Source organism: Leuconostoc holzapfelii, from assembly GCF_012396485.1.
Classification (GTDB): Bacteria; Bacillota; Bacilli; order Lactobacillales; family Lactobacillaceae; genus Leuconostoc; species Leuconostoc holzapfelii.
The window spans coordinates 1-24,344 of sequence record NZ_JAAXPO010000013.1; the positions used below are offsets into that span (position 1 = coordinate 1).

20 protein-coding genes and 3 pseudogenes are annotated in these 24,344 nt (G+C 41.8%); 9 read left to right on the forward strand and 14 right to left on the reverse strand.

Annotated features, from left to right (window positions below):
• A pseudogene (locus HF966_RS08415) lies at nt 1-107 on the forward strand (IS30 family transposase); the annotation flags it as partial.
• Between the two features lie 947 nt (nt 108-1,054).
• Complete coding sequence (locus HF966_RS08420) at nt 1,055-1,315, forward strand: SemiSWEET family transporter (protein ID WP_168677892.1); 261 nt, start codon at nt 1,055-1,057, stop codon at nt 1,313-1,315.
• A gap of 295 nt (nt 1,316-1,610) precedes the next feature.
• Here the strand turns inward: HF966_RS08420 and HF966_RS08425 are convergent, their stop codons facing one another.
• Together HF966_RS08425 and HF966_RS08430 are read right to left on the reverse strand one after the other, a co-directional pair.
• The gene (locus HF966_RS08425; RefSeq protein WP_168677894.1) at nt 1,611-3,293 is read right to left on the reverse strand and encodes a glycoside hydrolase family 13 protein; all 1,683 of its coding nucleotides are present in this window, start codon (nt 3,291-3,293) and stop codon (nt 1,611-1,613) included.
• A 14-nt stretch (nt 3,294-3,307) separates the two neighbouring features.
• Complete coding sequence (locus HF966_RS08430; protein ID WP_168677927.1) at nt 3,308-4,663, reverse strand: MFS transporter; 1,356 nt, start codon at nt 4,661-4,663, stop codon at nt 3,308-3,310.
• Between the two features lie 175 nt (nt 4,664-4,838).
• Between HF966_RS08430 and HF966_RS08435 the strand changes: the two genes are divergently transcribed.
• Together HF966_RS08435 and HF966_RS08440 are read left to right on the forward strand one after the other, a co-directional pair.
• Complete coding sequence (locus HF966_RS08435) at nt 4,839-5,828, forward strand: LacI family DNA-binding transcriptional regulator (RefSeq protein ID WP_168677896.1); 990 nt, start codon at nt 4,839-4,841, stop codon at nt 5,826-5,828.
• Between the two features lie 45 nt (nt 5,829-5,873).
• The gene (locus tag HF966_RS08440) at nt 5,874-6,323 is read left to right on the forward strand and encodes an ASCH domain-containing protein (RefSeq protein WP_168677898.1); all 450 of its coding nucleotides are present in this window, start codon (nt 5,874-5,876) and stop codon (nt 6,321-6,323) included.
• Between the two features lie 45 nt (nt 6,324-6,368).
• Here HF966_RS08440 and HF966_RS08445 read toward each other — a convergent pair whose 3' ends face one another.
• Genes HF966_RS08445 through HF966_RS08455 form a run of 3 tightly spaced genes read right to left on the reverse strand, consistent with a single transcriptional unit; the run spans nt 6,369 to nt 8,877 of the window.
• The gene (locus tag HF966_RS08445) at nt 6,369-6,902 is read right to left on the reverse strand and encodes a hypothetical protein (RefSeq protein ID WP_246586734.1); all 534 of its coding nucleotides are present in this window, start codon (nt 6,900-6,902) and stop codon (nt 6,369-6,371) included.
• Nucleotides 6,903-6,911: 9 nt separating this feature from the next.
• Nucleotides 6,912-7,772 carry a YceG family protein gene (locus HF966_RS08450; RefSeq protein ID WP_168677900.1) on the reverse strand — a complete coding sequence of 287 codons (861 nt, stop codon included), beginning with the start codon at nt 7,770-7,772 and terminating at the stop codon, nt 6,912-6,914.
• Nucleotides 7,753-8,877: a toxic anion resistance protein gene (locus HF966_RS08455; protein ID WP_168677902.1), complete on the reverse strand. Its 1,125-nt coding sequence runs from the start codon at nt 8,875-8,877 to the stop codon at nt 7,753-7,755. The genes HF966_RS08450 and HF966_RS08455 overlap by 20 nt, the downstream gene beginning before the upstream one ends.
• 175 nt (nt 8,878-9,052) lie before the next feature.
• Here HF966_RS08455 and HF966_RS08460 point away from each other — a divergent pair, with 175 nt between their 5' ends.
• Both HF966_RS08460 and HF966_RS08465 read left to right on the forward strand, forming a co-directional pair.
• Nucleotides 9,053-10,393 carry an FAD-dependent oxidoreductase gene (locus HF966_RS08460; RefSeq protein WP_168677904.1) on the forward strand — a complete coding sequence of 447 codons (1,341 nt, stop codon included), beginning with the start codon at nt 9,053-9,055 and terminating at the stop codon, nt 10,391-10,393.
• A 30-nt stretch (nt 10,394-10,423) separates the two neighbouring features.
• Nucleotides 10,424-11,224, forward strand: a complete 801-nt coding sequence (locus HF966_RS08465) for a LysR family transcriptional regulator (protein ID WP_168677906.1) — start codon at nt 10,424-10,426, stop codon at nt 11,222-11,224.
• 32 nt (nt 11,225-11,256) lie between these two features.
• Here the strand turns inward: HF966_RS08465 and HF966_RS08470 are convergent.
• Together HF966_RS08470 and HF966_RS08475 are read right to left on the reverse strand one after the other, a co-directional pair.
• Nucleotides 11,257-11,757 (reverse strand): annotated as a pseudogene (locus tag HF966_RS08470) (GNAT family N-acetyltransferase); the annotation flags it as partial.
• A 129-nt stretch (nt 11,758-11,886) separates the two neighbouring features.
• A complete protein-coding gene (locus tag HF966_RS08475) occupies nt 11,887-12,624 on the reverse strand; it encodes a MerR family transcriptional regulator (RefSeq protein ID WP_168677908.1) in 738 nt (245 codons plus the stop codon).
• A gap of 139 nt (nt 12,625-12,763) precedes the next feature.
• Between HF966_RS08475 and HF966_RS08480 the strand changes: the two genes are divergently transcribed.
• Together HF966_RS08480 and HF966_RS08485 are read left to right on the forward strand one after the other, a co-directional pair.
• Nucleotides 12,764-13,108, forward strand: coding sequence for a hypothetical protein (locus tag HF966_RS08480; protein WP_168677910.1), 345 nt, complete (start codon nt 12,764-12,766; stop codon nt 13,106-13,108).
• 46 nt (nt 13,109-13,154) lie between these two features.
• Nucleotides 13,155-13,340 (forward strand): hypothetical protein, encoded by a 186-nt coding sequence (locus HF966_RS08485; protein WP_168677912.1) that lies wholly within the window; start codon nt 13,155-13,157, stop codon nt 13,338-13,340.
• A 251-nt stretch (nt 13,341-13,591) separates the two neighbouring features.
• Here HF966_RS08485 and HF966_RS08490 read toward each other — a convergent pair whose 3' ends face one another.
• A complete protein-coding gene (locus tag HF966_RS08490) occupies nt 13,592-15,190 on the reverse strand; it encodes a LysM peptidoglycan-binding domain-containing protein (protein WP_168677914.1) in 1,599 nt (532 codons plus the stop codon).
• Between the two features lie 286 nt (nt 15,191-15,476).
• On the opposite strand from HF966_RS08490, the gene HF966_RS08495 reads away from it, so the two are divergent.
• Nucleotides 15,477-16,304: a VOC family protein gene (locus tag HF966_RS08495; protein ID WP_168677916.1), complete on the forward strand. Its 828-nt coding sequence runs from the start codon at nt 15,477-15,479 to the stop codon at nt 16,302-16,304.
• Nucleotides 16,305-16,307: 3 nt separating this feature from the next.
• On the opposite strand, the gene HF966_RS08500 is transcribed toward HF966_RS08495, so the two are convergent.
• From HF966_RS08500 to HF966_RS08525, 6 genes and pseudogenes are all read right to left on the reverse strand, one after another.
• On the reverse strand, nt 16,308-18,035 hold the full coding sequence (locus HF966_RS08500) for an ABC transporter ATP-binding protein (protein WP_168677918.1): 1,728 nt from the start codon (nt 18,033-18,035) through the stop codon (nt 16,308-16,310).
• Nucleotides 18,035-19,789 (reverse strand): ABC transporter ATP-binding protein, encoded by a 1,755-nt coding sequence (locus HF966_RS08505; RefSeq protein ID WP_168677919.1) that lies wholly within the window; start codon nt 19,787-19,789, stop codon nt 18,035-18,037. The genes HF966_RS08500 and HF966_RS08505 overlap by 1 nt, the downstream gene beginning before the upstream one ends.
• Nucleotides 19,790-19,888: 99 nt before the next feature.
• Nucleotides 19,889-20,563 carry a TetR/AcrR family transcriptional regulator gene (locus HF966_RS08510; protein ID WP_168677921.1) on the reverse strand — a complete coding sequence of 225 codons (675 nt, stop codon included), beginning with the start codon at nt 20,561-20,563 and terminating at the stop codon, nt 19,889-19,891.
• Nucleotides 20,564-20,837: 274 nt separating this feature from the next.
• On the reverse strand, nt 20,838-22,796 hold the full coding sequence (locus HF966_RS08515; RefSeq protein WP_168677923.1) for a glycosyltransferase family protein: 1,959 nt from the start codon (nt 22,794-22,796) through the stop codon (nt 20,838-20,840).
• Between the two features lie 337 nt (nt 22,797-23,133).
• The gene (locus HF966_RS08520; protein ID WP_168677925.1) at nt 23,134-23,823 is read right to left on the reverse strand and encodes a type 1 glutamine amidotransferase; all 690 of its coding nucleotides are present in this window, start codon (nt 23,821-23,823) and stop codon (nt 23,134-23,136) included.
• Between the two features lie 415 nt (nt 23,824-24,238).
• Nucleotides 24,239-24,344: pseudogene (locus HF966_RS08525) on the reverse strand (IS30 family transposase); the annotation flags it as partial.

Sequence of the window (24,344 nt, forward strand, 5' to 3'; positions counted from 1 at the left end):
AGAAAGAATTAGATCAAATTAATCATTGGATTAATGCCAGGCCAATGAAAACGCTCAACTGGCAATCACCACGAAAAGTCTTTCAGAAACATGCGGTGTTCGGATGATTCTTGCAATCTGCCAAATAGAAAAATTTTGTCAAGTGTTGCTATAATTATGGTAACAAGTGATTAAAAGGTAAATTAAATAATTCACATATATAAATCATACTGCTCCTATACTGAAAATCCGGACTGCTTCATCTCTCGGGCATAATCCGAGATAATCAAGTATAGATTTTTTATGAAAACTAATTGATATATCAGATAGGCTCATATTCGTTACATCGCCAATATTTGGCCATCCAATGGCAACGAAACCTTCTGAGATAAATTTACTATATCTATCAATTCTGTTTGGGAATGCTCTGATTTCATAAACTGAATTATCCTCTTGACTATCCATAAATAAGCTAACTAAGCTAAAAAACTCCTTTTATAAATTTAAGATTATATTGAGCAATTATACAAGAAACAAAACATATAATGTATCAGATTTAAACGAAATCTCTTTTGTTCCCATAATGGTACAAAAATTACATTTAAAATGATTGAATGGCCCTCAAACATTTGGATTCTTTTTAAATTTGTATTGCTGGCAACTAGCACCAAATATACAATATGGGATAAATTTTAACATCTTAGTTTAAGTTCTACTTAAATATTGTGCGCCATCCGCTACATGTCCCGATGCCGTAACGGCGTATTTTGGTATATTAAAAAGACGCAGTACATTTGTTGCATCACGGATGTCTCGTTGCCAAAAAGACCTTATATATGATATTTAACTACAGTGGTAATGCTTCTATTACTCATTAAATCAGAAGTTAATACCCCGTACCCCGTACTTATTTTTCTCCTGTAGGATAGTGACAATGAAATTGGCTTTTAACGACCTAATCAGCCAAAATAAGACCCTAATGTGCTATAAAAAGGATGAAATTATCTAATTTAAACTTGTGATTTTAATCACCAAGTAGTACAGTATAGGTATGTTAAAAACGGGGGTCGTTGTTATGAAAGAAACAAAATTTATTACGTATCTGAGTTGGGTTGCCACTGTGATGGCTGTCCTAATGTACGTATCCTACATTCCGCAAATTGCAGATAATCTATCTGGGGCAAAAGCTAATCCAATTCAGCCGCTAGTTGCCGCAATTAACTGCACACTCTGGGTTATTTACGCTTTAAAAAAGTCACATCGTGATATCCCAGTTGCTTTGGCCAATTTTCCAGGTATCATCTTTGGGCTCATTGCGTTTTTGACAGCGCTTTAAGTCTCAATATTTTGTGATTGAATTAACTAAATTTACGAATTTTCACTAAAAATCAGTGTAATCCAACCCGATTTAGTTAAACGTTGAGCCTCTTCAACTCAGAACTTTTTATAATATCTTTGCAACAGAAGCTTAGCAACACTTGATAAATATAATAGTATTGCTAGTTTTTGGTTTCAAAATCTTACAAGTAAGGTTTTTATAAGTACACTGTTTTGCTCCTATCACAGAGATAAGTAACCAAAAAGCACCATTGTTAAATTCTTTTAACAATGGTGCTTTTAAATATTTGAACCTAATTGATTAAACGATAAACTTTAGCCTCAAACGGCCGCAATGTTGTACCGGCATCATCGTCATAATTACTGATGATAAGGGTTGCCGTATCAGGGACTTGATAATCCCGTGTTAAGGTATCACGTGTAAAGTTGTTAATCACCAGTAAGGTATCGTTGTCACCAAGCCGGCGATAAGTATAGACTTGCGCGTCCGTTGGATCCAACAATTGGTAAGTTCCCGTGGTGATAATTGGTAAGTCATGCCGGAGGCGAATCAATTTCTGGTAATAATAGAAAATGGAATTCGGATCATCTAAGGCCGCTTCAACGTTAATCGTCTGATAATTATCATTTAACTTCAGCCACGGTGTGCCAGTGGTAAAGCCCGCATGAGCACTGGCATCCCACTGCATCGGTGTCCGAGCGTTATCCCGACCTTTGGCATGAACGTATCTTAACATTGTGACTTCATCAGTTAAATGCTCTTGATCAATCAAGTACTGAAAGGCATTTTTAATCTCAACATCATCGAAATCTGCTCGCTGTAAATTGTAAGCATTGGTCATCCCAATCTCTTCACCTTGGTAAATGTAAGGCGTGCCTTGCATGAAATGCAGCAGTGTGGCCACCATTTTAGCAGAGACCACACGAAATTCCGGCCGGTCATCCCCATAGCGGCTGACTGCACGTGGTTGATCATGGTTATCCCAGTACAATGAATTCCATGCTTTCCCTGACAAATCGTTTTGCCATTTGGATAAATTTGCTTTTAAATCAACCAGTGAAACTTTCTGATCATACCATTTGCCAAGCGCTGGGTTGGGATTATTATCAAGATCCATATGTTCAAATTGGAAGACCATATTCAATTCTGAATGATCCTGATTGGCATATTTCACCGCATTTTCAATATCAACCCCTGATGCTTCGCCAACGGTCATCATATCTGCCCGATTTAAGACCTTTTGGCGCATCTCTTGCAAATAGTCATGGACATGTGGGCCATTGGCGACCGCCTGATTTGAATTACCATAGACCCCACCTGCCGGCACTTCGCCATCAGGCAAGCCATCAGGTTTTGAAATGAGAGAAATCACGTCCATCCGAAAACCATCAATGCCCTTATCCACCCAAAAGTTCATCATATCAAAGACAGCTTGTCGTACTTTAGGATTCACCCAGTTCAAGTCTGGTTGACCTGCAACGAATAAATGCAAATAATACTGTCCCGTAGCGTCATCAAATTGCCAAGCTGGCCCTGAGAAGAAGGAACCCCAGTTATTTGGCTCATGTCCAGCGACTGGATCGCGCCAAATATAGAAATCACGCTTGTCATTATCTTTTGATTGCCGACTTTCAATAAACCACGGATGTTGGTCTGAGGTGTGATTAACCACCAAGTCCATCATAATCTTAAGCCCCTTATTATGGGCTTGTGCTAATAGGTCATCAAAGTCAGCCATTGTGCCAAATTTGGTGTTGATCGCTTGATAGTCGGCAATATCATACCCATTATCTTTATCTGGTGACGCGTACACAGGATTTAGCCAAATAACATCGGCGCCTAATTTTTTGATGTAATCAAGTCGTTGTGTCATTCCTTTTAAATCACCAATCCCATCGCCGTCAGTATCTTGAAATGACCTTGGGTAAACTTGATATACGACGGCTTTTTGCCACCATTGAATTGCTGCTGTCATGTTCATTCTCCTTTTTAATCACGCGCTTCTTCTTTAACTATCCAAATCAAACAGCCACCAATCATTAAACAAACACCGGCAACCGCTAACATATTGGCCATTGTTTGCCCCACCGCTGAAAAAATGGCAAAGCTCGCCACTGAGGCCACAATTTGCGGGATACAAAGCGGGATACAAATGAAGCAGTTAAACAAGCCCAAGTACACCCCATCGTGTTTCCCGTCTAATGCATTCGTGAGTATTGTAAACGGAATTGAAATCAAGGCCATCCAACCAATACCAATCAAACCAAACCCAATCAATGAGGACAAATGCGTATGACCATACGCAACCACCATGAATCCAACTCCACCAGTGAGCAAGCTCAAACAATAGGCCCATTGACGCGTCCGGTTGGTTAAGCGTTGAAAACCAATTCCTACAAGAATAGCGACTAACGAGTATACGGCTTGTAAAATCCCAAACCAATTACCAGCCGCTTGATACCCAGCTGAGGCAGGATCAGAAACATGCCAAATATTTTCAGATAAGGCGCCTGTTGAATAGGTCCACATATACGGAATACCAAACCAAACAAAGAATTCAACAATGCCAAGCGTCCAAAATACTTTGGGGGCGTGCTTCAAAATGGTCAGCAATGATTCACGTACCTTAGTCTCCGGTTGATAGCCATGGTAATCAGCTAATGTTTTCGGGTCATATTCTTTCACATTCATAATCGTGAAAACCGTTGAAAGCAATAAAATTGCCGCAGCCACATAGAATGAAATTTTAACCGAATCTGGTACAACACCACGCGATGCCGTGTTGGCAACACCTAACGCCGTTAGCAAAAACGGAAAGACGAATGCAATCACACCGCCTAAACTCCCCCAGATATTTTGTAAACTCCAGGCTTTATCCTTTTGATGCGCATTAACCATATCGGGAATCAACATTTTAAACGGTTGCATCGATACATTAGCCGATAAATCCATAAACAAGACAGTCACAGCACCAAACCATAATGCCGTGACCGAACCATAACCAAAGCCTAGCGAGCCGGTATTTGGTAAGAGTAGCAGCACAATGAGTGAGACCAAACAGCCACCAATCAAATACGGCAGCCGGCGCCCAAGTTTGGGTAACCAAGTCTTGTCAGAGAAATAGCCGATTAACGGTTGCGTCACCATCCCTGCCAATGGTGGCAAGATAAAGAAAAAACCTAATTTCGTTGGGTCAGCGCCTAAAGTCTGAAATATGCGACCCATATTACCAGTTTGCACTGAAAATGCAACTTGAACGCCAGCATAACCAAAAGTCATTAGGAATAACTGCATACTGGTGAGCATCGGTAGTTGTCGCTTGTTTTGCGTCGTACGATTCAACATCATCACACTCCTTTAAGTGATCATCAATAACTATTTTGTTGAGAACCCGACTATATTTAAGACTGCTAGCATATTAAATATAATCTTTTTTGGATTTTGAGTAAACGTTTACGCACTTCGTATTGTAAACGCTTTCATTTTGTTTGTCAACTGAATTTAAGCTATAATATGGATTATGGCTATTACAATTAAGGACATTGCAAATCGCGCCGGTATTTCAGCGGCATCTGTCTCACGTATTTTGACAAATCGTGGGCGTTTTAGTGCGGCAACAGCGCAACGTGTCCGCCAACTCGCTGAAGAGATGGGCTATTATAAAAACCAATCGGCCGCTGACTTATCACAAAAAGCAAGTCGCGTGATTGGTGTGCTTGTCCCAACGACACACACCAACTTTGCTGATGAAATTATTAAAGGCATGCAACGGCAAGCATTTGAACTGGGTTTTGAACTACTCATTGTTTTTCTAGAAGATGATGTCCAGCATCAAATTAAAACGGTTAAATCATTACTCTCACGCCAATTACTCGCTGTCGTGATGTTGGCGGTTGACCTTGAAACTGCCGTCTTTGATGTCTTAACAGCGGCTGATACGCATCTTTTGAGTATCTCCAATCAATTAAATAATGGGATTCCGTCGATTTCGTCTGATAATTATGCGATGATGCATACCATCGTTGATTATTTATATGATCAAGGACATCGTCAAGTCGCATTAATTGGTGCTGCTGATCCAGACTCAGTAGTCGCGACATTACGACGTCAAGGCTTTATTGATGCCCTAGCAAAGCACGGCATTCGTTATAATCCGGCCTTGATTTGGGGTATTGACAATGCTTACAAAACCGGCCTTGAGACCATTCAAAATTTCGGCGTACCATTACCCTTCACTGCCGTGATTGGCTCTGCTGATATTGTCGGGATTGGCATACTCAATGCTGCAAAAGATGCTGGCGTTGCTGTCCCTGACGATTTGTCCATTATCACCGTTGATGGTACGAATCTCACCCAGATCACAAGACCGCGTTTGACTGCCGTCCAGCAAGACTTTGCCCAAATGGGCGAACTGGCTATTACGACGATTGCCAACCAGACACTCTCACCCAACACCATTATTTTTACAGATGTGGAAATGAGACCTGGTGACACCGTAGCAAGCCTATAAACTTATGCAAATTACCGCATCGTACAAGAATATGGAGAACCCCCAATGACCCCAGAAGCATTATTTGAAAAAGCAAAAAAAACACACGCAATCCCTGACGACGCGCAAATGCAATCCGCGTTCCAATTTGGCGTTGATGCCGATGAGTTAGCTAACCTCGTTCTAAACGGTATCAAAACGGCTACGACCAGTGCGCTTGATTTATATCAAGACGATGAACCGTTACCACAAACAGGCGCCTATGATGTCGTTTTAGATAGCCAAAACCAAGCAGTGTGCATTATCCAAAATGATCACGTTGTAGCCACGAAATACCTTGATGTTGATGCCGAACACGCCTATCTTGAAGGCGAAGGCGATCGTAGTTTAGCCTATTGGCGTACTGTTCACCATGCATTTTTTGTTAAAGCCTACCAAACCGAAGGCCACATATTTGATGAACAAAATGCTAATATGCTCCTAGAAAACTTTCACGTGGTGTACCCCACGGCATGATATGACAGCACAAAAAAGCAACGATTGTCATCGTTGCTTTTTTGCTTAATATTCATGGCGGCGATAATAATCATTTGGCCGTCGCAGTAACTTAACAACCAAAATAATAATCACAATGACTAGAATCAAGATAATCCAACCGGCAAAGCCGCCAGATTGCGTTTGCATTCTACCATCTTGATCATAGTAAGTATTATTTCCAAAACCAAACATCGTGTGCCATAATGAATTTCCCATGTGGCTCCCAATGGCCCAGCCAGCACCCCAACCAATGCCTCGTGTCAAACTTCGCCCAAAATCAGACATCATCCCACCCTGACGAGGTTGAGACCGATAAGATTGATATTGTGTCTTCGAATTTGTATCCCGATTGACACGATAGGTTTTGTTGTATGAATTGGCCTTTGGCGTTTGTGGTTTCTGATAACTTTTAAATGTTGACCCTGGATTTGACCGCGTTGTGGTACGCCCACTACCACTAAAACTACGTGCCGCCGCGTTATCTGGGGCGACCACAAATAATGGGGCAATCAATAATATTAGCCATACTTTGGCCATTTGATGTGTGATACGTTTCAATTTTTTCTCCTAATTACCAAACAATTTTTGCAGGAAGGATTTTTTCGGATCGCCAGTCGCTGATGCTGTTGGCCGAACTTTGTCATAGCTGAAATGGTCATAGTTATCAGATGTCATATAATTTTCAAGCGAAGCAAATGCATGCGGTGAATAAATCACCACGTCCCAACCCAATTGGTGAAACATATTATAGGCAACGACATCTTCAAAGGTAATTTCACCCATGGATTCTTGATGCACCACAGCGAGTAATGGCACTGCCTTTGGGTAATCCACTTCAAGACTCATTTCGAGTAACTCTTTGGGACAGTCTAACAAAACCGATAAGACCGTCTGCTTATGATCAGTGGTTGCCGGCATGCTAAATGGCCAATCATTGACTAACGTCACAATGGCTTCAGCAATTTTATCTTGGAGTAATTTATTCAGCACCTGATAAGCCCAAGCATCCGATTGTTGCACCGTTTGCGGGGTGAAATCGGCCAAAATGACATCAAAATCAGCCGACGAAATGCGCCAATCACTAGCCGTCATGTGCCGCGTGACTAATGCCTGCAAGCCGGTCGTATCACGAATACTGTCAAGATGTTGCCAATATGGCTTTTCATTTGTTGGTAAGCCATCCACTTTAGCAAAAACCGTCGGGATCATGATGGTTTCCTGCGTATCATCTTGTTCAAATCCCGTCCGAATCATGGCGGGCATCTCCAGCAAGATATTAAGTTCAGCTAACGTCGTTTCAATCCGTGCGACGTCCATCTGATAAGCTTTTGTCGCAAAATCACCTTGGAGTAAGGCACTATGATTTGATGCTTCAATCAGCTCGTCCTGTGCTTGTCGAGCTAATGTTTTAACTGTTTTCTTGCCCATTATTTGCTACCTTTACATCATTAACGGCTGCTTGAAAGTCCGTCATCATTTTGGCCATTTGTTCCCGTGAGGCCTCACGCTTTTTAGCGTTCTCTTGCTCAATGGTCTTCGTCTCTTGCACGGCATTGAGAATTGTTGTGACAATGCTTTGCATGTCTTCAACAGAAACGGTTGGTTGCCCACTAGATTCTAAAATAAATTTATTATTAACGGCCAAACGCTCCGCGTTTTTCTTCATCAAATCCGCTGTGGCTTGCTTTTGCGCATTCAGACCTTGCTGGGCATAGTTACCTTGTAGCGCCGTCACGGCTTGTACCAAGCCAGTCTGCAAAGCTGGAATTGTATTGATGAATGCCGCGTGATACTGCTGAATCAAATTCAAATTATTATCTTGCGTTTGCTTAATTTGTGGCGCAGTAATCATTGCCATTGCTTTCGCCTGCTCCAAATCAAAAGCACGCTTATCCAACACTTCGGCCACTTGTTGCAATTTTGGCAAAGCAATTTGTGCTGCCTCATCCCCGCCTTGCGCCGCCAACATGGTATTCTGCACGGTCATGGCTTGGCGATTACGCAAAATGTAAATCAGAGCAATATATTGATCCAAATTTTTGGCATAGGCCGCATTGGCACTAGCGAGTTGATCCATATCATCAACTCGCTTTTGAATGGTATTTTCATAAGTTTTAAGCGCGACAAATAGTTCATTGACTTCACCACCAATGGATTGGTACTTGGCAACGCGTGCTTTAAGCGTGGCTTCAGCGCGACGGAACAAGGCTTTTAAACCGCGTTCTTGATCTGGTTTTAGTTCTTTAAACTCAATTTGTTTCGTCAATTTGACTAACGAATCTAAAACCTTAGTTGACCCAATCGTATCAGCAACCGTCAATTTATCTAACAATTGACCCGCAATGCCCGACATTTTATCAGCTGGTTCTTTCCCTAAATCATATAATGCCACTGTATCTGCCAAATCAACCCCGTCGGCAATCTGAATAACCGCTGGATCAGACATCAATGCCTTGGCACTAATTGATTGTGGTTCAAATTGGTTGTTGTGTGGCGCAACGGCCGATGTCTCAACCGAGAATAAATTTGTCATACATGTGACGTCCTTTTTTATGGTTTTGAAATTTCTTTATTATACTATGGTTATAATATAAAACTCAACTTTTACAACATTGCAGTTTCTACCATAACTGATTAAAAACAATGTTTTAATTATTAAAGGTAATCAAAAATCGTGGTATGCTAAGTGTGTTTAAAGGAGCATGAATATGACAATTCAAACAACACTACTGATTATTGGTGGGAGCGATGCTGGTATCTCCGCAGCGCTCCGCGCCAAAGAATTAGCGCCGGAAACTGAGGTGACGCTTTTGCTTGCGGATAGCTACCCCAATTTATCCATTTGTGGCTTCCCTTATGCGTTTAGTGGCGAAGTCCCAAGTTGGGAAAATTTACGTCACCGCACCTTGGCGGATTTAGAAGCAACCGGCGTTCATTTTCACTTGGAAACCACGGTTAATGTCATTAATTCGGCAGCCCACCGCGTCACGACAAACCGTGGTGACTTCGAATATGAGAAACTTGTTGTGGGTACGGGCACCCTTCCCGCAACCAGCCACATTAAAGGCGCTGACAACGCGTTTGTCTTGCATGATATGGCCGACTATTTTGCCATAGATCAATACGTCACTGCCAAAGCGCCAAAAACTGCTGCCATCATCGGGGCGGGTTATATTGGGATTGAAATGGCCGAAGCGTTGGTCAAGCGCGGGGTAGAAACGACGCTGTACCAACGTGGCCCTGAAATTCTTTCGACCATGTCACCTGACATGAGCCACCTGCTACACGACACGTTACGTGAAAATGGCGTTGCCGTTGTAACTGACGATGCCATTTCAGAAATTACACCTGATGGCCTCGTTATTGGGCAACAGGCAGCCCCATTTGATCTGGTTCTCGTCGTTACCGGCGTAAAACCTAACAGCACCCTTTTGGCAGAAGCTGGTGCCGAATTGGCTGAAAACGGCGCCGTGATGGTCAATGATTTCATGCAAACCAACCTTAAAAATATTTACGCTGCGGGTGACTTGACGATTACCAAGCATCGTTTACTCGGAACGACCTATCTGCCTTTGGGGACAACAGCCCATAAACAAGGGCGAATTGCTGGTGCGCATGCCGTTGGTGTCGCAACGCCATTTCAAGGTATTGTCGGCAGCCAAGTGCTTAAAGCCTTTGACAAAGTCGCCGTGCGGACAGGCTTGTTGCCCGATGAAGCCACGCAAGCAGGATTCACACCACTTAGTGTGACCAGTGTGGTCGATGATCATAAGGCCTATATTCCTGGTGCGACCAAAATCACCATCCAGATTACTGGGGATCAACATACAGGTCAACTATTAGGTGCACAACTCATTGGCCAATTTGGCTCAGAAATTGCCAAGCGGTCAGATGTGTTAGCCAGCGCGATTTTCAACAAGATGACTGTTCGTGCGGTTAGTGATTTGGATTTGTCTTATTCCCCACCAATCGCAGCCCCTTGGGATGCTATCCAACAAGCTACGCAAGCTTGGGAAAAAGCATGGCGAACAGCACAAAACCAGGCCTAACAATACGGTTTTGCATAAGGAGAACGCGATATGTTGCAATATATTCAATCGTTTGTCACGGTTTATCAAGTCCGAAGTTTTACTAAAGCCGCTGACCAATTATTCATCAGTCAACCGAGTGTATCAGCCCATATTAAACATTTAGAAGCCGCGTTAGGCGTCGATCTGTTTACACGTGGTAAGAAATCCGAAGTGCAACGGACTCCTGCGGCAGATTTATTTTACCCGCAAGCACAAAAACTACTCGCCGACTGGCAACAGGCACAGAAATTCTTCTCAAAGCACGAAAACTGTACTGACAAAGTGGCCATTAAGGTAGGCGCCTCTCATTTTTCAGCTTTGACCTTGTTACCCCAACTTATCCCGGCATTATCGCATTTACCGATTCAGCTCACAGTCGAGATGCGAAATTCACACGCCTTGATGCAACAAGTTTCTCAAGGCGCGGTTGACTTTGCCTTCGTCGAACAACCGGTCATGGATTCAAGCTTGTCCGCTGTGCCACTCATGACGGACCAATTAGTACTGGCCGGCAACGGGGATACCTGGCTACTCCGAGAAGTCGGCGCCAGTGCCCGTGCGCATATGGAGCGCTATTTTGCCCAACATGGGTTGCCCGACAACTACCTCACCATCACCAGCACGGATGTTATGTTGGCCCTGTTACAAGCTGGCTTTGGGAAAACAATCATCTCGCAAAAGCTCATTGCCGAACATATCCCCTATGCCCCGCTTGATGAGAGTTTCCAACGCCCCGTCAACTTGATTTATCGTGCACCGCTTAATGCCAGCAAAACCAATGTCCTGGCCATATTGAAAGACCTATATTAACTCAAAAGCTGCCGCGAGGAAGCGACAGCTTTTTAATTGACTTGGTTTGCCGGTAGCCATTCTTTTTTCAGGATGGCAAAGACCATCGTGGTTTCATAGTGCGGTGAACCATCTGGGTTATTAACAAACGAGATGAAATCTTCATGGGTGCCTTCATGTCGCATACCCAACCTTCCGCATAAGGCTTGTGAACTGTCATTATCTACTTCGACATAGGCATAGATTCGTCGAGCCTGCATTTCTTCAAAGAGAAAATCAAAAAAGGCTGTTGCAGCTTCTGTAGCATAGCCCTTACCATTGTAATCGCTAAGAAAATGCCAGCAAATGCTGTAGGTATCCGCATCCTCCCAGTGACCAAACAACGTGCCAATAAACGTGTCTGTATCTTTTAAACAAACGGCCATTTCAGTGGCACGTTGCGTTTCTTTAGTTAAGACAATGTCGCGTGCTGCTGCAAAAGTGCTAATTTTATCCGGCATAAAACAATGCACGGTTGGTGCCTTATACAAGTCAAAATAACCAGCAGTATCTTTTTCTTGAAATGGTCAAATGACCAAACGGGCGGTCTCAATTTTAATCTCTGTCATCATTTATCACCTGTTAGTATTTCATTACTGCTGTTACCACGATCCGCATCACATCTGAGTTCATAAATTGGTTGCTCACAAAATGACTTCGACCGTGAAGACGGTTTCTTCACTATAAGCTAAGGATTTTAAAATGTTTTCATAACCATGCAGTTCCCCATTGCCAGCCTGTAAACGTCCTTGGATTAACGGATCACGCTTAAAACGGGCAACTTGTTGCTCAAGTTGTTGTTCATCAGCGGCTAAAATATCCATGCAGGCATACGTGCCGGCGGCAAGCTGATAGTCATAATCACCAGCATGACTTGGAAAGCAGGCATCAATCTGCCCATCACGATGCACCATGTAATTAACGTGGTCAATTTGAAAATAGTCACTTTGTGATGCCGCAAACAGATCAACTTCCCCGTGGTGCAAAAAGTCGACTGGAATTTTCTTCAAAAATCGGGTCGGTTTCTCACAAAAGAAAATGTCATTGAATTGGGTATTTCCTTGTGCCTGAACGATTTCTTGGATATCCGCCTTCACTTTGATTAACTCATCAATTTGTTGCTGTATTTTTCGTTCGGCAAATTTGAACGCATCTGTCAATTCACCTTGCGATAAAACAGTTTTAATTTCAGCAATGGTATGCCCAATTTTTCTAAACGTGATGATTTGGTACAACCTGTAAAGATCAGCATCAGTAAACGCATAATAACCATTCCCCGTATTTTTTGTTGGTGTTAATAATTGCGCATCAACATAATGACGGATGGTGTACTTGGTGATATTGAAAATTTTGGCCACCTCAGCGATTGAATAGGTTTGCATGCCGGTTTCCTTTCTTGATCGATTGGCTTTATTGTACACTGTGTGGTAACCACACAGTCAAGGGTCTGCCTAAAAATAGTGGCCGTCATTTTTCAATGCGATTCGTGCTAAAATATTGATAGGTAAAATATAGGGTTGTATGAAGATGAATTCAGAGAAAAAATTAAAGCTTCTAGATATGATTTTAGTCAGCCTCACGGCTGTCATTTTGCTAGTTGTTGTGGGTCTGGTGATCTTGCAACCTACTAATCATAAATTAGTCTTGGTCGTTGTTGGTCTTCTAGCATTGGTTTTGATTGCATTATCAACGTATCGCTATTGGCTCGCATACCCTGAACAAACTGGCACAAAAGCACCCTTATTTGTACCAAAAGCGCTTGGTTTGGGCTGGTCCGTTAATCCAAGAAATCCGATCGGCATGGCGCTGACGATCGCAACTGTCATTCTGGTGCTGGTGGTGTTTGGTGTTGCGTTGTTTAAATGATTAATCGTACAGGAGAAAGAGACAATATCATATTCGAGGTTATTTTATGCATAAATTCTATCAGCGTTGGCAATTTTGGTTGTATCTCGTCGTTGTCATGTCAAATATAATTGAAATCACTTACCGCAAGCCATTCAACATGTCAAACTGGCAATCATGGCTATCAGTGGGCATCATCCTACTACTTAGTTATAACATTTACGATGAAATTAAACAGCCATCAGCTTCATAACAAAAATAAACATTAGACTAGTCTAATGTTTTGACTTAAAATCATGTGATGTCAAGTGTATTTTTAGTTAAGGCATACGCACTTGCTAGTACTGTTTTTTGCCGTTAAAATCAAGATCAACAATAATAAAACGCCGTAGCGACTACTATGCCGCTACGGCGTTTTATTGTCAGAATTTATCTAAATGAACACGATTGATAACCCTTTTGATTGCAAGTGGTGGCGTCTGTCGGCACAACACCTTTTACAATTTAGTAATCAAGTGATTGCAAATTATACCGTTCAACCAAACCAATTAACGCACTGGCATACGTTGGTGCTGTTGCATAACCAGCAGCTTGCAAGCCGTTAGCCATGTCGACATAATTTTTGGCATTAATCACCCCGTTTGCCGCATAACGGCTATTAGCTAGCAGAAAGTTCGTGTGATCTTGGAATGAAGCCATTTGAGAACTGTATGCTCTAAATGGTGCCACAACAGTGGTCCATTGGCCATTGACAAATTCAGAAGTATTCAAGTTAACCACCGCACCAGTCCAGCCAAAGCCTTGTTTAATGCCAAAGAGGTTATGGTATGGTGCTGATCCTAAGGTTGATTGTCCCCAACCACTTTCAAGAATGGCTTGGGCAACTGTCACAGAGGCCAAAACACCAGTCCCAGCTGTGGCGGCTTTTGCATCAGAAACTGCTGTCTGCAACCAAGCTGCTTGAGTAGCACTCAATCCAGCGGTGGTTACGCCACCAGGCGTCGCGTTTGTCGGCGTTGTTGCCATTGGTGTTACCGGTGCAACTGGCGTAGCCGCAGATGTACCAGCTGTTATCAACGTTTGACCCACATAAATCACGCTGTTTAAGTTCAAACCATTCAATGAAAGCAACGTACTAATATTGACACCAAGACGTGCCGCAATAGCATATAACGTGTCCCCAGACTTGACTGTGTAACGCCCGGTTGTTGACGTTGGTGTCACGGCCGGTGTCGGATTATTGTTCGTCGTGTTGGTTGGTGTTGCTGGATTTGTACTAGTGCCAGCGCTCACCTGCAATACCTGTCCAACAGTAATTGCATTCACATTGGCAATCTTGTTCAAAGACGCAAGGTCTGACAAGCTCATGTGAAATTCTGAAGCAATCCGAGAGAGTGTATCCCCTGACACCACCGTATAGGTGGCTGTGTTGCTAGGTGCAGTATTTACTGTTGGCGCCTGATTAGGCTGTGCTGGTGCTGATGTGTTAGATGCGCCACTAACTTTTAGTACTTGACCAACGCGAATCAAGTTCACATTCGAAATACCATTTAATGCTGCCAACTGCGAGAGTGACATTTGCTGTGTGGCAGCGATACGAGATAATGTGTCGCCCGCCTTTACCGTATAAGTCGACTGGCTCGATGCCGAATTTGAATTGTTGTTTACTGACGCACTTGGGTTGGCTGGCGCTGGATTAGGCGTTGTCCCAGAACCATTTACCTTCAAAACTTGACCAACACTGATAAAGTTCACATTCGAAATACCGTTCATTGCCGCAATCTGTGCCACACTCATTTGGTGGTCAGCAGCAATTTTTGATAAGGTATCACCAGACTGGATAGTATATGTAGCAGCAGATGGTGCTTGTGCTGATGTATTTGACGCGCCCGTACCCAAAACCAGACTTTGTCCTGGATAAATTGTGTCGGATGTCAAATGGTTGGCGGATTTAATATCATTCACACTCAAGTTGTTTCTTAAACCAATTGCATACAACGTATCCCCAGATTTAACTTGATAAGTTGTGCTCGCGGCCGCAGTCATTGCCTGTCCGCCAACAACCGATGCCGCGACTGCACCCATCAAAAATGATTTTTTCATACTTTTTCTCTCTTTCAAAACAATTGACTATTAAATTATAACACATTTGATAAGATTGTTAAGAAAAACATAAGAAAATAAGCCGAATTAATAATTGCTTAGCATTCTGTATACTGTTGTGTGTTTTTTAACGATCAATCGTCTGAAATGACGTGCTTGGCTTGCTTGCAAACAATCATTGCAAAAGTTAAAATAACCAGTTTTTTTACTAGACAAAACCCACAAAACGCTTTATTATACTTATTATTAGTAAGCATAATAAAGCGTTCGTAAAGGAAAAGTCGCCATGTTAAATACTACTTATCAGCTTCAACACCTCACCTTAATGGCTGCCGAGGAAATACAGATGCGCCGTTTTTATCGTGACATTTTGGGCCTCGCTGAAACTAACACTGACGAAAAAATTTATCACTATGCGTTCACTCAAAACGGCGACCCATTTTTAACGCTGAACTTTAATGGACGCAAGCCAACAGCGCCACGGCAAGGATTATATCATTTTGCGTTGCTACTGCCCGATACGGCAAGTTTAGCCAGTTTAATTGAACAGCTTGTGTTCATTCAGTATCCATTAGGAGCTGGCGATCATGATGTGAGTGAAGCGTTTTATCTCAACGACCCCGATGGTAACGGCATCGAACTTTACCACGATCGTCCGCAGTCCCAATGGGTCTGGGATCATCACTTTGTTCGTATGGGCACAAAAGATGTCAACGTTAGGGCCTTACTTGCTGCCAAACAAGGACGTTGGTCTGGCTTCCCATCAGAAACAACCATTGGCCATTTGCATTTTGTAGGTGATCACTTATCAACTGGGGATCACTTTTTTGTGCGAACCCTACAAATGGACATGACTGCCACAATGGCACAAAGTGCACACTTCTATTCGCATAACCACTATCATCATCACCACGCCTATAATACCTGGTTTGGTGAGCAAATCAAGCCCCGAGCGTTAGCTGAAACTGGCCTAGTTTCCTGGCGTGTGTTAGTCGACCCGCCTTACTTTGAACACTTACAGATGCAGTTTTCTGGCCATGTCCATTGGGTTGCCGCCGATACATTCACTGTCACTGATCCGTTCAAGAGCACGCTGATCATCAAGAAAAGCTGACTATCATTCACGTGAGGTGTCATGGTTCTCCAGCTGCCAAAGTTTGGCAAACAAGCCATTATTTTTCAGTAATGTCGCCTGATTACCTGTTTCTTTTAATTGGCCATCGGCAAGCACCAAAATTTGATCGGCAGATTCAACCGTCTTTAATCTATGAGCCACAACAATGACTGTTTTCCCAACCACTAACTGACTCAATGCTTTTTGTACGTAGAATTCATTCTCGTAGTCTAAACCTGAGCTCGTTTCATCTAAAAACAGCATGGGACTGTCTTTTAGAATCGCACGCGCAATCGCCACGCGCTGTCTTTGTCCGCCTGAAAGCAAACGCCCATTTTCGCCGATCGCCGTATCATACCCTGCCGGCAAACGTAGTGCGAATTCATCACATTGAGCTAATTTTGCCGCTTCAAGTACTTGCGCATCAGTGGCACTAGGATTTCCAATTCGAATATTTTCTTTAATTGACCTATTGAATAAAACGACCTCTTGAAAAACCATCGAAATCTGGCGAAATAGGTATTCAGGGTCAATATCTTTGACTGGTACACCATCAAGTTGTACCTCACCCATTTGATAATCATAAAATTTTGCTAATACACGTAAGAACGTGCTTTTCCCAGAACCGGACGGCCCAACAATCGCCGTCACTTGCTTCTCTGGAATGTGGCAAGTAATGCCTTTTAAAATTTCATGGTCTTGGTCATATCCAAAATGAAGATTTTTAACATTAAAATGGTAGTGTTGTAAATCTGGCTTTTGGGTGCCGCTTTGTGACTGGGTGTCATAAATTTCTTGCAACCGGTTAATACGGATCTTGGTAAAACGATATTGTGATAATGCTTCAAAAATCGACACAATTGCAGTGTTGAACCGCGTCGCCACTAAAATGTAGATGAGTAAGGTCACCAGACTGATCTGATTCGTTGTCCACCAAGCCCCACCAACAAAGAGAATCAGTAAGAGATTGACCTGGATCACACTCGTGATCAAACTATGAAACACCGCTGTTGATAGCTCTGTTTTTAAATGACTTTTTTCTTGCGTCTTCAACAAAGAAAAAAATTCATTTTTAGCCTGATCGACAAAGTTAAAGAAGCGCACTTCTGGCATACGTTCGATAAACTCTTGAAAAGTGCTGCTCTGGTGAGCTAATTGCGTCGAATATTTCTCATGCGCGCGCTTTTCAATTTGACCCGTCAACCAAAAAATTAAGGCACCAACGGGATACGTCGCAAACAAAATCAACGTCATCTCAAAGTTAAAGCGGCACATACTAACAAAGCCCAACAGCATAAATAATAGCGAACCAATCATTCGTGGCATTGGCCCACTCATGAGTTTTTCTTGGTCTGCCACATCATTGAGAACCACGTTAGTAAGATCTGTTGTGCTATGCTTGGCATAATAACTAATTGGTAATTCTCTCATCTTATCAATGAGCCGGAAACGATTACGGGCACTTTCTTTATAAGATGAAACATATAATTGTGCATAATCAAAATAATTAACAACATATAAGACCGCCACAATTGCGCACACTGTCATCATCAAGATAAGTGGCGTGGTCATTAGCGCTTGTGTCCCATCGATGCCGAGTAGCAACATAATGAAGACCATCATTGGCAACATTTTGACCACGTTATTGCCAAATGCGAACACACAGGATTTGATAAAGCCCTTTGCCCCTAAGTGTGACAAGGCGAATTTCTTTGCAATTTTTTCAATCATTAACTTTCACCTCCCAATCGCCAGTTTTGTGTCTGGAGATGCATATCAAGCATCATTTGATACTGCCCATTTTTTTCTAATAATGCCGTGTGCGTGCCGCGCTCAACAATTTGGCCATGATGAAAGACCAAAATCTGATCAGCATACTTGGTAATCTTTAATTTGTGATCAATTAAGATCACCGTCTTTTCTTTTGCTAGTTGAATAATTGCTGCTTGCATTTGATTTTCATTTTCAGCATCAATTGAAGCCGTGACCTCATCTAAAATCACAATTTGTGCTTCACGTAAAAATGCTTGGCACAAGGTCAAGCGTTGTTGCTCCCCACCTGACAGATAGACGCCATCTTGACCGATGACAGTGTTTATGCCCTGAGGTAATTTCGCCACTAAGTCATCACAAGCTGACCATTTGAGCGCTTGCTGAATCTGTTGCGCGGTAGCAGAAGGATTAGCTATCTTTAAATTGTCTAAAATCGAGCGATTAAAAAGACGGCTATGTTGGGAGATATAGGTAATATTTGCCATGAGTTGCGGTTCAGATAGCTTTTTAATATCTTGGTTGCCAATGGTAATCGTCCCAGAATAATTGCGATAAGCACCAATGAGTAATTTGGCAATCGTCGATTTCCCACTGCCACTCGCACCAACAATGACCGTCATCTTTTGGTGCGGTAACTTAAAACTGATATCATGTAAAATCGGTTGATCTTTGAGATAAGCAAACCCAATATTGTTAGCCACCAAGTCCTTGTTCGCAAAATCAACCTGTGATGGTGCGGTGGCCATGGTTGATTCGATATTTTCTTCATAGCCATTAAACATGTGATCAATACGATCAACTGCCTGTACTGACATATAAAGGCTTTGCCCAATTGTTAAAACTTTCATGAGCAGCATGACAATTTGGACGCTAATAATCAAAACAAAAAGCGCCAAGGTAAACTGTGCCGATATCGCCTTTTGCCACCTGAGGGCAAAAATAAGTAAAATTGGGAATACCTCTAGCACGATTTGATTGCTGATATAGGGTTGTCGGACTGACAACGAATAATTCAAGGCCCACTGACCATAGTGCGTGATTGATTGTTTAAAGCGCTTAAACACAGTCAACGGCACATCAAACAATTTAACTAATGCCATGCCACGGACAAATTCAGTTGATGTGGCAGTCATTTCATCCAATGAATCCATATAGTGCTTAATGTCTGCTGTATTACCTATCATCCGATTTAACAAAAACAGCGATGTGGCGACGATGAGTAGCATAAGTACACCATATACCCAATTGATATAAAAAATACTCATTAAAATCAATGCAGGGGCAACAATACTACGAATCGTATCTGGAATATTATGGGCGACAAATGTATGCGTCAGTGAAGCATTATCATCGATTGTTTTCCGAATCGCGCCGGACTCTTCTTGATCAAAAAATCGTAACCCAACAGTTAACAGTCGGTTGACGCCATAGCTTCGCATATTTCTTTCGAGTCGAAAACCTGCCATATGACTTAACCAAAGCGCAATAAAAAAAGTCAAGACATCCAACAAAATACCTATCACAGCAATGCTGCCATAATGCATGAGATCTGCTCGCATCACTGGCCCTTGCAATGATAACTGAATCAGTTGATAAATGCTGAAATACGGGATTAACATCCAAATTGCACTTAACATCGCAAAAAACATGGCCCCAAACAGATGTTTCTTATACTGACCTGTAAAATTGATGATGCGCTGTAATCTTTGCATCTTCATACCTCCGAGAATTTAAAAATTTTACCTTTCTACTTAAGATCGCATTGCAATCTTAAGTAGAAAAAATAACACTTTTATAATATCATCGCACGATTAAATGTCAACATCTGATGTTAATAGATAAGCTATCCAAGATGGCATCATAAATAAATAAACCTCATGTATCAACCGTTTTGTCTTCTCTAACGTGTATTCATGCATCAAGATATCAAAGACTGTTGCCAAATAGGCATAAATGTAAAGATGTATATTTTCGCCTTGGTCTTGCATATCCCGCTTAATCAAGTGTTTTTCTTGCAACCATTTGAGCGTTTCCATCACGCGCATTTCAGAAAAATGAGTGATTTGTTCCAAAACATTTTCATACTGTGACCCATCAGACTTAAACAAAATGAGTTTCGTGATATCGGCATGTTGATACATATACGTAATGATTGGTTCCAATTCGTCACTATTCTTTTCCCAGTAAACCTTGACAAAGTCAACATTTGTGTCTGCTGCCTGAACGTCTACGGTATGGACGAAGGCTTGAAAATGCGCTACCCCTTCACTATAAATGTCCTTCAGCCCCATTAAGTACGGCGCCACAAGTTCATCAATTAATACATCTTTGGTCTCGAAATGTTTATAGAATGCCCCTGTTGTGACATCTGCTGATTTACAAATTTGACGCACACTGGTCGTTTCAAAGTTCAGTGCAAGAAAAAGCTTGAGTCCACTGTTGAGTAACTTTTGATGTGTCTTTTGATAATCTCTCATATTTTTCATTTTACTTCTCTATTCCTGGCTATCAAAGATATTGCAAATTGCTATTAATAATATTATAACATTATTACTAAATCAATGACTTGTCGTCACTTGCTGCTCGCCTGCCCTCATGTCGTCATCAGCGATTGCCATGATGAAAAATTGCTGCCATAAGTATCACTGGCGACGTAAAATCTTGAAACAATAAAAAAAGACACATCATGGCTTTGTGTCTTTTGCTCTCAATTGTCGGCCCGTCGAAATGGTCCCAGCATTTATCATAGTAGCTTGTCAGTTATTTTACATTCAAAATGCCTTCATAAACCAAAGAATCCGTTTTGTTTTGCTGTCCATCAATAACTAATGGGTAACGAGCTAATTGGTAATTATTTGTTTTGACAATATCAATATTTTGCTTTTGTTGTGTGTTATTTTTAATGATAATTTGATAATGCCCAGGCCTAAAATCATGCCAAATATGGTATGAACCACCCGCAGCAGTCATTTGATATTGTTTGCCATTATCGCGATTCTTCAAATAGACTTGCATGATGGCATGGTCGTGAACTTGAACAGAAAAATAGTTGATCGCGCCATTGAGATCGACAGCCTCAGTGATCGTCTCACCTGGCACCATTTTATCTGGTTGGGCACCATACTGTAACGACAGCTGACTGCGCTGCGCGGCAACGACGATGGTTTGAGGATGTTTATCGGCAACGACTTTAGCCAAACCGACCGTTAAAAAGACAACGATTGCCATCACGACTACACTATATTTTTTTAAGGTGACAAATCGAAGATTTAAGATTTTACGGGGCGATCTTACGGGAATCGCGGCGAATGCAAATAACAAAAGCGGTAAGATTGCTTGACCGTAACGTGACTCTACCTCCCAAAGCAAGGTGTGAAAAGCAATATAGCCAAGGGCTGTCACGACCGCAATCAGCGCAACAACTTGCTGATGATCCGATAAATCGATCCGCCAGGTCATTAAGCGTGTGATTAAGATGAGCCAAAACACAGCCGTAGCAGTGGTATAAATGAGTGAGATCACGACGTTAAAGAACTGTGCGTGCTGTTGATACCACACAGGGGCTGACCGAAAACCACCATTATACCAGTCTTGAATATCACCGACATAAAGTAGGAGCCCTATTTTTGTGACCCAGAGTTTAATCACGCCGATAAAACCAAGTTTTTTGATACGGCGCGTTATTTGTTGCACATCATAGCTTTGTCGGGCTTTTGGATTAGGTTTTGCATCATCATGAATGACGTCTGTCCCTGAATAAGTCCCTTTTGTTCTAGAATTGTACCCCATTAACATCCAATGTGTTGCGGGAAGTTTGAATTTCGATTGCGTTTGATAATTACTGGCTTGATAAATTACTTGCGTTGCCGGCACGCTCAAACCAAACCCCAGCACCACTAGAACGATTGGGACAATTAACTGACTTCTCACAAGCCTTTTTCTTACGCCTAACCATACTGCAACAATGATTAATGCCGGAATTAAAACAATGAGATTTGGTTTGATGAGGTCCCCAATCAAAATACTGACAACCAAACCAACCCCAGCACTAATTTTCTTAGCCCGTGAGCGCTTTGGCCATTCAAGGAACCAGTTGAGCACCAATAATAGCACTAACATGGTTGGTAGATCTGAATAAAATACTTGTAAATAGTAGGTATAAGCAAAAGGTGTTAGCGCAAACAATGCAAATGCACCGCATAACATGCTGTTGCGCTGGTTTAACCGCCGAATTGTGACCAAAAAGAAAATAATGAATGTATCAAGTACCAAAATGCTGAGAAGATGTATCGCAATATTTGTCGAAAGACCAAAACATTGCGTAATCCGCAACCATAATGACATCAGGTATGCCAGAGGGACGTTATTTGGGTAGCGCCAAAAATAAGTAATGTCCCATGTGTTTTGATTGGCAGCCATCTGATCTGCTTGGGAAAGCACGCGATAAGGATCGTGATAAACAGTATTTGGGAAAAATACTAACGTCATGATTTGTGCCATCAACATGATGCCGAGGCCAATCAACATACCAATACGAATTTTTGAAAACGACATCCGATTCAGTTGTGGGACGAAAAGAAAACTGATGCCCACAAGCAAAACAATAGCTAATAGCGCGATTGCAGTCCCAGTGTCGAAAATCATGTTTGCAATTAAGCCGATGACTAAGCAAATTATTAAAACGCCTGGTAAAAATGATGGGACGACAATTTTTTTCATTATTTCCTACTCTCGCATGGTTTTAAGTGCAGCACAAACCCATTTTACTCGATGGAATTGACATATCTATGTTAAAAATGAAGTATTCATGCGTTATTTGGCGACTATTTCTAGGGTTAAAATTAGGTCGCAGGTTAACCCTTCAGCTGATAGATTCATTATAAAATTCCTTGCGATCGTTAATCTGATTCTGATGTGACATTATTCTGATGTTTTGTCAGCATGTTGACCAAAATTGCAAATTATGAACCCTTTTTAAATCTGAACTAAAAAAGACGGGTATTGAATCCGTCTTTGCTTACTTGGTTAAAAACGCTCTGCCCAAAAGTCAAATTTATCAGATTGGCGCTGACTCAGGTTGCACCATATAATCCAACAGATCAAACATGATCTTTTTGTTTTCTGGCGGGACAGGTTGCGCTAAAATGGCTTGACCTGTTTGGTTTAACGCGTTATTTTCCAAGGCATAAGGATAATCATTCATCACCATTTCATTAACATTATGTTGCTCAGGTTCAAGATGACATTGTAACCCAATCACGTTGTCTCGGTATATAAAGCCTTGATTTTCTACCAATTGGCTGCTAAATAGTAAGGTGGCTGCTTCAGGAATTTCAAACATTTCTTCATGCCAATGTAACGCTAAAATATGATCCGGTAGGTTCGGCAAAACGTTGGTTTGCAATGAGATATTTGCCCACCCCACCTCTTTGTGTGGTGCCTTCACAATTGCCGCACCTAAAGTCTTTGCAATTTGTTGCGCGCCAAAACAGGCACCAAAAATCGGCTTCCTTTCAGACAACAACGTTTTAATTAAGTCACGCTCCGCCTCAATCCAATCCAGTTGATCATTTGGCCCCATTGGACCGCCTAAAACAATTAAGAAATCTGTCTCATCAGCTTCAGGCAACGCCTGCGCCAGCGTATAAGGGTGATACACAAACAAGTCATGTCCACGCATTGCTGCCCACGCTGCAATGGCACCTGGCCCTTCATTGGGCGTATGCTGTAAAACGTTAACTCGCATAATTATCTTTCTATCACCAGCAATGTTCATTGGGTATCGCCTGCACATCCGACTTTATTTTTTCAGTATATTTTATGACGAATTAAAAGTCAAATAACTCAGCAAAAAAATCAAAAATCTCGCAATTCCCCAACCAACTAGTCAATTAAATCATTGTCATGGGAAAAATGCGCCATATCAACGCATATTAAACAATAAACATTTTTAAATGACAATGCATGCATAAACAAATCAAATCGCATTAAAATTCGCATAAAAAATTTGGGAAAGGGCCACACATACTTTTTCAAATACCTCTTCAACCTAAAACAATCGACTGAAAGTGCACTCCGTATTGTCTCCGATTCTCCATCAATAATCAAACCAAATAACTTAAGTTAATCCATTTTAAAATATATTTGGCAGATTGCAAGAATCATCCGAACACCGCATGTTTCTGAAAGACTTTTCGTGGTGATTGCCAGTTGAGCGTTTTCATTGGCCTGGCATTAATCCAATGATTAATTTGATCTAATTCTTTC